The organism is Flavobacterium sp. LC2016-13 (assembly GCF_009707955.1).
Lineage (GTDB): Bacteria > Bacteroidota > Bacteroidia > Flavobacteriales > Flavobacteriaceae > Flavobacterium.
In genome coordinates this window covers 167,152-177,707 of record NZ_WMDQ01000011.1, presented here as the reverse complement: position 1 = coordinate 177,707, position 10,556 = coordinate 167,152, and the positions used below count along the sequence as shown (strand labels likewise).

Genomic DNA, 10,556 nt, shown 5'->3' with positions numbered 1-10,556 from the left:
TTAAGCCCGCCTGCGCAGATGGTACTGCAGTTATGTGGGAGAGTATGTCGTCGCCTTTCTTTTGAAAACACCCTATTATACAATAGGGTGTTTTTTATTCTAATTTTGCTTATTAGTAAGTAAAATAAGGTACCTTAGCTCAGATGGTAGAGCAATGGACTGAAAATCCATGTGTCCCTGGTTCGATCCCTGGAGGTACCACAATGCTCGGATGGTGAAATTGGTAGACACGCTGGACTTAAAATCCAGTGAACAGCAATGTTCGTGCGGGTTCAAGTCCCGCTCTGAGTACTAAAAAACTTCAATTAACTAATTGTTAATTGGAGTTTTTTTTTGGAGTAAATCTAAATTTTTTATTTTCAATTTATTGTCTAGTTCTGAATTAGCGACACATAAAAAAGTCAGTATGAAAGATCAGATTAATCATGTAAAGCGAAGTCAGTGCGAAAGATTATGGAACTTTAAGTTTAATCAAGCTTTAAAAACAGAAAACCTTTTATAAAGACAGGCTTTTATGGCTGATGTTTGAAAAAATCTGACAGTAGAAAATTACCCATTTCAAAGAAAAAGAAAGACAGACAATAGTTATTTGTTTGGTGTAAACTTATTATTGAGGCAAAATTTAATTCCCTCATTTTTGTTGTTCAGGATTCTGCTAATAGCTTAAAAAACTGCAATTTTCCCTGTTTGCGTTCCGCCTGAACTTGTAATTATTTTGTAGATATAAATTCCTGAGACATGATTTTTTAGATTAATGTTATTGGTTTTAGAAAGCAAAGGCGAAGAAATAGTATTTTGTCCGTTAATATTGTATAGATAAAAAATAGCGCTTTCTTCTTTTTTGGCTTCAATACTTAATTCTTCATTTTTTCTCAATAGCGTGGGATGGACAAAAAATAAATCATTCGCTAAATAAGTAGTATCAAGAATTAAAGAACTTATTACGTTATTGTTTTCTAAAATTATATTTATTTTATATTTATTACTGCCTTTTATAGGAGTTGTATCTAAAAAAAATAATGTTTTTGAATTGATATTATTTATACTGCTAATGACACTTTCATAGTTATTAATTATTTTTACTAAGTCGATTCTTTTAATATTGTATATGCTGAAAAGACTTGCATCAATCTTTACTTTATTCTCTTCAAAAACTTCTGCTAAAGTCAATTCAAAATAACAATTTGAGTTTTGTGTATACTGTAATGTTGATTCGCTTTTTATTCCTTCGTTATTATCAAATACAGGAATAACAGTATAAATTTTCCCATCAGTATAGGTATAATTTGCGTTTATTGTTTGTTCTTTAAATTCTAAATGATCTCCTGTCAATTGATAAATATTAAATGAAGTAACATCTACAGGTTTGTCCCAATTAATTTCTGTTGTACCGTCACAAACCAGGCTGGTACTTATATTTAAATCATAAGAAATCGTAAAGCTATCAGAAATATAATCGGTATTATTGATAGTCATTTTTAATTTTGCTTTTGAAAATTTTTGTTCTGTTGGTGTATAAGTAAATTGTTCGCTATCCAGATTTATATCCTTTGCAATAATTTCCCAAGTTTCTCCATCATTATAACTAATAGACAATTGCCCAGAGATACCTGAAAATGAAGAATTCCATTTGAAAGGCGAAATAGTTTTGCCATCATAAGGAAAATTATCATTTAGAACAGGGTAATTCCATTCAAATTGATTTTCTAATTCATAATCATAAACGATGTTATATTCCTGAGAAGTATTCGAGATGTATGAACACATAACGTTGATATTATAAGATCCGGATACGGGATTTTCAATAGTCACTTGTTCTGTATTATTAATTTTATCTTTTCCTCTTACAGCTTGTTGTTGAGGAATATCAGGGTTGAGAATCCACGGTAAAAAAGTAGTATTGTCAGCAGAAATAACTTCCACATCTAAATCGTTTACCAAACTTATATTACTGTTGATTGCGGCGGGCAAATCGTTCCAGACTAATGTGATTTTTAAGTTTTTTGCATTTGCAGGAACTGTTATAGCATGTGAATTTGTTTGTCCAGATGTCGAATTACCAGATATAATTTTATTTTCGCTGATTACTTTTAAACATTTATCAGCATTTATATTACCATACCCGTAGGTAAAATCGGGGCCTGGGCTGCCTAAATCTTTTGCACTATTAATTAAAATTGCTTTTGTCAGAGCATTAGTTAAAGCGGTAATATTTATAGTTTTATAATGTTGTTTCATAAGCGTAATAATTCCTGTTGCTAAAGCTGTAGAATTTGAAGTTCCTTGAGTGCTAAAAGCAACTAACTCTGGTTTTATTCGACCATCATAAGCTGGGCCTTTTGAAGAAAACGGCATAATTACTTCATTTTGGTCAATACACCCCAATACGATACTATTTTTGGATTGTTTGAAATTACCAGTTATAGATTTATAACCCTCAAGTCCACTATTACCAGACGAAAAACAATGCGTCAGATCCGAATTTAAAAATAATTGAGCGTCATAAGCATTAGCAAGCGAACCATAAAAATTCTCAATCACTGTACCGTAAGAATGATTTTGAGTTAAAGCACCTTGTAAAGTCCCTACTTCATCAGGATAGATGTTCAAAAAGTCAGATGATTGTATCTTAGCTTTTTGAGCAACTCCTTTTCCTAATGCAGAGCTATTTCCTAAGCCCGAAACTATAGTCGCCATAGCTGTTGCATGACTCGATACAATAGCAGATTGTGTTGTGGAAGGAATGCTCTTATTTAGCAGATCAATATCATTTGCATCGAAAAAATCATCTTTGATAGCTACAATTTGATTTTCGCCTGTTAAAAGAGGAAAATTGGTATTGGCTTTATTTATAGAATTGACGCTAAAATTTTGATCTATTATTTTAGATTCCCCTTTTGGTTGCAGCGATTCTAGGGAAATAGAAGATACACTGCTCAAAGTTATAATTTCATCAATAATTTTTTGGGAATCACTTTTAATGACTACTAGACGAGGATTTAATATTTTGATATCAGAAATATTTTTTGATTTCAAGTCAGTAAGTAACGCTTTGATCGTATCAGTTGCTATTATATACAGCTTATCTTCCTGATGATTTAAAAAATTTGAGGGTAATTTCCACAAGCTATTAACGGGAATATTTTTTTTAAAAGACAGATTAGATCTTAAATTTTCATTTTTTACAATACAAAAAGTACTGTCCAGTTTTTTTACAACTTTGTAGTTATTTTGATGTGCATTTTCTAAAGATGTAAGATAGTATTTCTCAAATTTTCTTTCAGTTTCTTTTTTTATGTATTGCTTCCATTTTTCAGCACTTTGTGAGAGACTGATTGTTGTTATCATAAAAAAGAGAAAAGTAATTTGTGTCTTCATTTACTGTAATTGTTTTGGGGCAATTATAAACATCCATATCAATGATACAAAATTGACTATTGCAGCTGTTTATCATTTCTTATTTTGATAAAGCAATGATGGAATTTATGCTTAATGATTTCTATTTGAAATATTTATCCTTTCTGGGTAAATCAAAGTTATTAAAATATTTGTAAAAAAAATATGATTTTTTGTATCGTTCAGAGTCTTCAAAATCTATAGGAGTAATATTCTCTTTTATAACTCTTTTTTTATTTTAAATGAGTCAAAAATTGATTTCAAAATTTTAAGAACATGTTAAACCAAATAAAATATTGAAATAGAATTTTTGTGTGTAACAAGCTGATTTATATTTAATTATTGATTTTACTGGGCTTGCGATAATAATCAGATAATTATTATTAAAAACTCTAATAAAATAATGTAACAAAAAGTGTTAAATTTGTTAAATTACTATTTTATAAGTATTTTAAGATTAAAATTTATATAAATTTGATAATAAATATTACAATATTTTGTAGAGACCCCTTTTTTATCAACTTATTTAACAAACCAAAAAATTATTATGAAAAAATTTAAATCAATTTTAGCGTTGTCATTTATAGCGCTAACGCTGTTCTCTTGTAACAAAGAAGATGAGGCAGCTCAATCAAACCAAGAATCTCTAAAAGTAACACCTGAGGTGTTGAGCAAAATTAGATCACTTTCGTTAAATACCACAGATGTTCAGGTAATTAAGAATACTAATTTAGATGGTACCACTGAAGACGCATTCCTGATAGAAGGAGATATTGTCATTACTCAAGATCAATTAAACAAAATGGATCTTCACGGAGGTATTACAACAGAACAATACCGTACTACTAATTTAGTGTCTGCTCCAAGAACTATTAAAGTTGTTGGGTTAACAGGTACTGGTACAACGGCTCTGTCTACAAATATGCGTGCAGGATTGCAGGCAGCAATAAACAGATACAATAATTTAGGATTGTCTATTAACTTTACGCTAACTTTTAGTTCTAGTACATCAGGAGCAAACATTGTTGTCCGGAGACAAACCGGATCTGCCGGTGGAGTAGCAGGTTTCCCTTCAGGAGGCGCACCTTTTAATTCAGTTACATTATATTCCGGATTAGATACTTATTCAACAGGTGTAAATGCACACGTATCTGCACACGAAATAGGACACTGCATTGGTTTACGTCATACAGACTGGTTCAGCCGTCAAAGTTGTGGACAGAATTCAAATGAAGGAACTGCTGGAGTTGGAGCAATTCTAATTCCGGGAACACCTTCAGGATATGACGCAACTTCTTATATGAGAGCATGTTTCAGTTCAAGCGAGACTGGAGCTTTCAATGCTAATGATATTACAGCTCTGAATTATTTATACTAGAAGTTGAATTAGAGTTGTCTTTACAAGATATAAAAGGCTGTTTCATAATTTATGAAACAGCCTTTTTTTATTGGATGTCTCGCCCTAAATCGTGATCTTGTTACAAAATGTTTAATGGCGGCAGTTTTGCATTATAAAATCTACTAAAATTAAACTACTTAGTTATTTTGGTCAATCTATTATGCTCCTTTATTAAAACCTATTGTATCTCTGTAGAACTGGGGAGAAATTTCAGTTTTGCCTTTAAATACTCTGCTGAAATAATATTCATCATCATAGCCAAGTTCGTAAGCGATCTCTTTGATCGTTTTGTCTGTGAGATACAATTCTCTTTTTGCTTCAACAATGATTCTTTCAGTTATTAAGTCTGAAAGTGTCATATTAAAATGGCTCTTGGCTGCACGTGCAAGTACTACTGGCGATACATGTAGAATATCGGCATATTCACTTGCAGAATGTTTTGTTCTGAAATTTTCTTCAATAGCATTTCGTAAGTTCTGAATAATAAGAAGCTGTTTTTCATTACCATTTACTTCTTTAATTGATTGTTGTTCGAGTTTTATTCGAGTAGCAAATACCAAGAATATTTTTAAATAAGAAACAAGAACTTCATCTTTTCTCAAGGCTTCAATTTTCAACTCACTCACAATTTCTCTCACGATATTCATTAGTATCTGCTTATTATTTTGATCCAGAACAATAAAAGGTTGCTGATAAACATTATTAAATAAAATTCCATTAGCAGCAATCTCTTTATGATGTCTGTAAATACAGAAAAAATCATGATGAAACTGAATAGAAATACCAGTAAGCGGTCCTTCTGAAGCCAGCATAAAAGGTTGATAAGGATAAAAAGCAAATAACGTATTTTCTTTGAATGAATACTCGCAAAGGTCGACTTTTGCTAAACCTTCTCCCGAAGTAATAATGATCAGAGTAAAATAATTATTACGCTGAATATGATCAAAATAACTGCTGTTATCAAACTCAAATATTTTAAATGATAAGTTTCCATTTTGTTGATTAACAAGTGTATATACAGATTGAGATAACATGTCTAGAGTTTATTTATTAATTCTGAAAATTGAGTCCATTACGTTCTTCAATACAATTGCACCACAGGCGACTTAGCTGTTTTTAGAACACTTTTAGCTAAATTTAAAAATTGATGCATGTAATATTGAAAACTCTCTTGCATAAATTATAACTTAAATTTCTGATTTTATAGAATGCATCCAGCTATGCTAAAGTACTTAAAAAAGTAACCGTCTATTGCATTAAAATAATCTGAATTTAATTCTATAAAAATTTAAAAAACTGCCCTCTAAGGAAAAAAGAGGGCAGTTGGAGTTTTGGATTAGAAAATTAAAATATCGTAACCTTCTTTTCTAAGGTTAACAAAACTTGGTAAACCAGGAGTTCCCGGTACTTCGTTGTCGTTTAATAATTCATAACCAGATACTTCAGTACCAAATACAGCAACGCATCCTTTTGAGAGACCGTGAACATGATCTTTTACTTCTTTATAAAGTCCATGAACTGGATGCTCTGGTTTTTCTAGTTGCTCAGGCCATCTTATACCTGCTCCTTGAAAAATAATTTTTACATCTTCACCTTCGTGTTTGAATTCATAAGCTGATGCTAAGGCATTGAATACACGTCCTAACGCTTCTTCTGAACCTGCTTTTGGATCAGAAAGAATAATAATTGCTGTTTTTTTCATTTGAATAAATTTTATTAACATCGCAAAGATCTGACGGCAATGCGTGCTAAAGAATGGAGGAAATTTACTTTATGATGGAGAATTTTTTCTTAATGCAATTTCTCTAATGAGCCTTTGAAAAGTCAGGTTTAAAACGTCCATTATAAAGTAAAAATCATCCATTTTTCACGAACGATTATCTAGACAACTTTGCATCCAATAATAATTCACATAAGTAGAACTTTAAAAATTAACAATATGTCTGTTTCTGATTTATTTAAACCGCTTACTCTGCTGCACGGTCCGGCAATGAGAAACCGTTTCATGCTTGCACCATTAACCAGCCAGCAAAGCGAATTTGATGGCACAGCATCTGAATATGATCAATTTTGGATGGAACAACTCGCTCAAAGTGGCTATGGACTTATTCAAACCAGCGCATCAACTATAGAAGCAGGAGGTATAGCGTTTGAAAGACAATTAGGTATTCACAGTGATAATCATTTACCCGGGCTTACCAAAATGGCGTCGGCTATTCGAGATGGTGGTGCTTTGTCTGCCGTACAGTTGCATCATGCAGGACATCGCGCTAAACCTTCAATAGGAGGAATACCGGCTCCGGCTTCAGGAAAAACAGTAGAAGGAATAAGAGCAATTACAATGGAAGAAGTAGAACGAATTCGTGACAGTTTTATCGCAGCAGCAAAAAGGGCTCAATTGGCAGGTTTTGATGGAATCTCAGTACACGGTGCTTTCGGGTGGATTCTTTCTGAATTCATGTCGCGAAACTTAAACGATCGTACAGATAAATATGGAGGAAGCTTAGAAAACCGTGCGCGATTTACGATTGAAGTTATCGAAGGAATTCGTAGAGCCTGCGGTCCTGATTTCCAGATTGGCTGGCGATTGTCGATTGAACGATACGGACTGCTATTGGAAGAATTGAGAGAAGTTACGGCTGATATTTTTGATCGTGAACTAATCGATTATTTGGATTTAGCTCTTTGGGATTCAGCTCAATTAGTTCGAGAAGGAACCTTTAAAGGAAAAACCATGCTAAGTGTTTTTACAGAACTCCCGCGAAAAGGAGTTCGTTTAGGAGCGGCAGGAAAAATTATGAGTGCGCAGCGTGCCGGAGAACTTCTTGATGAAGGCTGTGATTTTGTACTGATTGCACGTGCCGCTATTCTTCAGCGTGACTTTCCTCTTCAAGTAAAAGCAAATCCGATGTACGATAGTCCGCAATTGCCTGTAATGGCCGATTATCTGAGACAAGGAGGGTTAAGCGAACGCTTTATTGAGACCATGCGTGGATGGCAGACTTTTGTAAAGGCAGGCTCTTTGTGAAAGTTTTAAATAGTAGAAAGTAAGACGCCAATTGAGCGTCTTACTTTTTTAAATATTATCCATCATAAAGTAAAATTCATCCATTTCCGTTCAATTTCGAACATTGTAAGTTTGTTGGCTGTTTTTTTAAATATGTCAATATGAAAGATCTTGATTGCAATGTTATTATAAAAGAGAGTCAGGATGTTTTATCCTGGAATGAAGATATTTATCTCTTTCATTATAAACAGAAAGAAGAAATAAAAAGAGCTAATATGTGCGTGCATATGAATCTCGTTAGTGTCGTATTAGAAGGAACAAAAGAAATTCTGGATCACGGCAGTAAAATTATTGTTCCTGCGGGTTCTGGTTTTTTTATGAAAAGAGGTTCGTATTTGATTACCGATAAGGTCGACGATCCGAATAAAGGATATGAATCTATTATAATTTTTTTCTCAGATGAATGGCTGCGCTCTCAAGTCGATAATATATTAGAAAATGTAAATAAAAACGTCTCAGAAAGAAAAACCCCATGCAGAAGTGATATGGTACTTCTTCCTGCAGATGAACTCATGTGTGCTTTAATCTCACAGCTTAAAACCTGCTTAACATTAAATACAGATCCTAAACGTTTAGAATCGATCTTGCCTCTAAAAATTCGCGAATTGTTTCAGATTTTAATTTCTGCACCTGATGGATCTTATTTTGAAGAGCAATTGCGTAGTCTAGACACGCATTTAAATCCCGATTTAGTGCGGCTAATGCAAAGCCATTACAAAGAGAATATTTCTTTAGAACAATATGCATTTCTTGCCAACTATAGTCTCTCAACCTTTAAACGTAAATTCAGCCAAACTTTTAAAATGAATCCGGGAAAATGGATTATGGAGCGTAGATTAGAAGAAGCATATAACTTATTGAGATCTGAAATGAATATTACAGAAATAGCGTATGAAGTAGGTTTTGAAACTCCTGCGCATTTTATAGCTTCCTTTAAACAAAAATATAAAAATACACCAAAACAACTTCAGCAGAAGCTTTAATTCTTCACTAACTCTAAACTTTATAGGGTATTTTTTGAACTTTTAAAGAAATAGGATTCTTTTCAACCACACTAATTTTGTCTTGTTAAAAGATGGTTTGTTATTCAATTGACATTCCTAAACAGAATTTTACAAAACTTTAAATTTTAGAATTATGAAAATGTTTTATTTCACAGACGCTATGTGTTCATGGTGTTACGGTTTTAGCCCAGTAATAAAGAAGTTAAAAGAGAATTATCCAAATATTGATTTAGAAATTGTTTCTGGCGGATTTTCACCAGGCAGTAAGCAGGTTGTTGATTATGAATATAGAGATTTTTTAGAATACCACTGGAGAAATGTAAACTTAAGAAGCGGTCAGTATTTTGATCATTCGATGAAGTTTGTCAGCGATACATTCAAATATGACACAGAACCAGCAAGCCGTGCTTTGATTGTAGTTCAGAAATTATCTCCAGAGAAAGATTATGATTTTTTGAATCTTATGCAAAAATCATTTTATTATGAAGGAAAAGATATAACAAATGAAAATATTCTGGCTGAACTGTCTAAAGAAATTGGAGTTGATAAAAATAGCTTTTTAGAAAATTTCAATTCAGAAGAAATAAAGCTTAAAACACAGCAAGGATTTGAATTTAGTAAACAATTAGGTGTAAAAGGATTTCCAACCTTGCTTACTTTAGAAAACGGAACAGTTAAAATCATCTCTAATGGATTTCAAAGTTTTGATAGTTTAAAACCAGCAGTCGACGATTGGTTAAAAAATGTAACGGTTTCAAAATTACAAACTGGACAATCTTGTACAGACACTTCCTGCGGCTGTTAAAATGATGAAGAGGCTGGATCTTAAACTGGAAGATTCAGCCTCTTTATATATTGGCTTTACACTTTAAAATTTCGATGAATTAGAATAATATAAATCGTAACCAAATGAAATCATTTTACTCATTCATAGAATACCTTACCAAAAACCTGCAAAAGCCACTTCCGGGTGAAGCAGCACATCAGGTAATTCAAAATTCTTCCAAAACAAGACTCAGCTTCAAACCTAATGAACACACGCGGAGAAGCGCAGTTTTGATTCTCTTTTATCCTTTTAAGGATGAAGTTTACCTGCCATTAATTTTACGTCCATCTTATGATGGTGTTCATTCTGCTCAAGTTGCATTTCCCGGAGGAAAATATGAACCTGCTGATGAAAACCTAATTCAAACTGCTTTACGCGAAGCAAATGAAGAAATCGGTTTAAAAATCAGTGATGTAAAAATTTTAGGCACACTTACAGAACTTTTTATTGGCCCGAGCAATTTCAAGGTTTTGCCTGTCATTGGGTATCTTTCGTATAAACCAGATTTTATTGGAGACAAAAGAGAAGTGGAAAAAATACTAGAAACAAAACTAAACGATATTTATAATCCAAACATCATTGGGTCGAGCGAAATGCTGATTCGTGGGGAACAAGTTACAGTACCGTATTATGAAATACATAATAATAAAGTCTGGGGTGCTACAGCGAAAATGATCAGTGAACTTTTATTCGTTTTAGACGATGGTTTATCAAGCAAAGAAAATTAATCGTTACTTATTCCTGTAATTATTTTAAAATTTCTACAATGTGATTGAACTTTTCGTGATAGTTTTTGAGCCTCTGATGAAATAAGCAGCTGTAATATCCAGCTAATTTTGGCTTAGAAAAACACAAAATATTTAT

The 10,556-nt window shown here is 32.6% G+C and carries 8 protein-coding genes and 2 tRNA genes; 7 read left to right on the top strand and 3 right to left on the bottom strand.

The window, feature by feature from the left end; genetic code table 11:
* Positions 1 to 128 precede the first annotated feature (128 nt).
* A tRNA-Phe gene (locus tag GKZ86_RS20275) sits at positions 129 to 201 on the top strand.
* A gap of 4 nt (positions 202 to 205) precedes the next feature.
* A tRNA-Leu gene (locus tag GKZ86_RS20270) sits at positions 206 to 291 on the top strand.
* A gap of 372 nt (positions 292 to 663) precedes the next feature.
* On the opposite strand, the gene GKZ86_RS20265 is transcribed toward GKZ86_RS20270, so the two are convergent.
* A complete protein-coding gene (locus tag GKZ86_RS20265) occupies positions 664 to 3,378 on the bottom strand; it encodes a S8 family serine peptidase (protein ID WP_154784875.1) in 2,715 nt (904 codons plus the stop codon).
* A 565-nt stretch (positions 3,379 to 3,943) separates the two neighbouring features.
* On the opposite strand from GKZ86_RS20265, the gene GKZ86_RS20260 reads away from it, so the two are divergent.
* Positions 3,944 to 4,774, top strand: coding sequence for a M57 family metalloprotease (locus GKZ86_RS20260; RefSeq protein WP_154784874.1), 831 nt, complete (start codon positions 3,944 to 3,946; stop codon positions 4,772 to 4,774).
* 179 nt (positions 4,775 to 4,953) lie between these two features.
* On the opposite strand, the gene GKZ86_RS20255 is transcribed toward GKZ86_RS20260, so the two are convergent.
* Together GKZ86_RS20255 and GKZ86_RS20250 are read right to left on the bottom strand one after the other, a co-directional pair.
* Complete coding sequence (locus GKZ86_RS20255; RefSeq protein ID WP_154784873.1) at positions 4,954 to 5,829, bottom strand: AraC family transcriptional regulator; 876 nt, start codon at positions 5,827 to 5,829, stop codon at positions 4,954 to 4,956.
* 302 nt (positions 5,830 to 6,131) lie between these two features.
* Positions 6,132 to 6,497 carry a DsrE family protein gene (locus tag GKZ86_RS20250; RefSeq protein ID WP_154784872.1) on the bottom strand — a complete coding sequence of 122 codons (366 nt, stop codon included), beginning with the start codon at positions 6,495 to 6,497 and terminating at the stop codon, positions 6,132 to 6,134.
* 237 nt (positions 6,498 to 6,734) lie between these two features.
* Here GKZ86_RS20250 and GKZ86_RS20245 point away from each other — a divergent pair, with 237 nt between their 5' ends.
* The 4 genes from GKZ86_RS20245 to GKZ86_RS20230 all read left to right on the top strand — a co-directional run bounded on the left by GKZ86_RS20245 (position 6,735) and on the right by GKZ86_RS20230 (position 10,420).
* Positions 6,735 to 7,823: an NADH:flavin oxidoreductase gene (locus tag GKZ86_RS20245; RefSeq protein WP_154784871.1), complete on the top strand. Its 1,089-nt coding sequence runs from the start codon at positions 6,735 to 6,737 to the stop codon at positions 7,821 to 7,823.
* Positions 7,824 to 7,963: 140 nt separating this feature from the next.
* Positions 7,964 to 8,845, top strand: a complete 882-nt coding sequence (locus tag GKZ86_RS20240) for an AraC family transcriptional regulator (protein WP_154784870.1) — start codon at positions 7,964 to 7,966, stop codon at positions 8,843 to 8,845.
* A gap of 154 nt (positions 8,846 to 8,999) precedes the next feature.
* Positions 9,000 to 9,671 carry a DsbA family protein gene (locus tag GKZ86_RS20235; RefSeq protein ID WP_154784869.1) on the top strand — a complete coding sequence of 224 codons (672 nt, stop codon included), beginning with the start codon at positions 9,000 to 9,002 and terminating at the stop codon, positions 9,669 to 9,671.
* Between the two features lie 104 nt (positions 9,672 to 9,775).
* The gene (locus GKZ86_RS20230) at positions 9,776 to 10,420 is read left to right on the top strand and encodes a CoA pyrophosphatase (protein ID WP_154784868.1); all 645 of its coding nucleotides are present in this window, start codon (positions 9,776 to 9,778) and stop codon (positions 10,418 to 10,420) included.
* The last annotated feature ends 136 nt before the right edge of the window (positions 10,421 to 10,556 follow it).

Coding starts and splice junctions, on each gene's coding strand:
- GKZ86_RS20265 (WP_154784875.1), bottom strand. CDS start 3,378: ATGAAGACACAAATTACTTTTCTCTTTTTTATGATAACAACAATCAGT.
- GKZ86_RS20260 (WP_154784874.1), top strand. CDS start 3,944: ATGAAAAAATTTAAATCAATTTTAGCGTTGTCATTTATAGCGCTAACG.
- GKZ86_RS20255 (WP_154784873.1), bottom strand. CDS start 5,829: ATGTTATCTCAATCTGTATATACACTTGTTAATCAACAAAATGGAAAC.
- GKZ86_RS20250 (WP_154784872.1), bottom strand. CDS start 6,497: ATGAAAAAAACAGCAATTATTATTCTTTCTGATCCAAAAGCAGGTTCA.
- GKZ86_RS20245 (WP_154784871.1), top strand. CDS start 6,735: ATGTCTGTTTCTGATTTATTTAAACCGCTTACTCTGCTGCACGGTCCG.
- GKZ86_RS20240 (WP_154784870.1), top strand. CDS start 7,964: ATGAAAGATCTTGATTGCAATGTTATTATAAAAGAGAGTCAGGATGTT.
- GKZ86_RS20235 (WP_154784869.1), top strand. CDS start 9,000: ATGAAAATGTTTTATTTCACAGACGCTATGTGTTCATGGTGTTACGGT.
- GKZ86_RS20230 (WP_154784868.1), top strand. CDS start 9,776: ATGAAATCATTTTACTCATTCATAGAATACCTTACCAAAAACCTGCAA.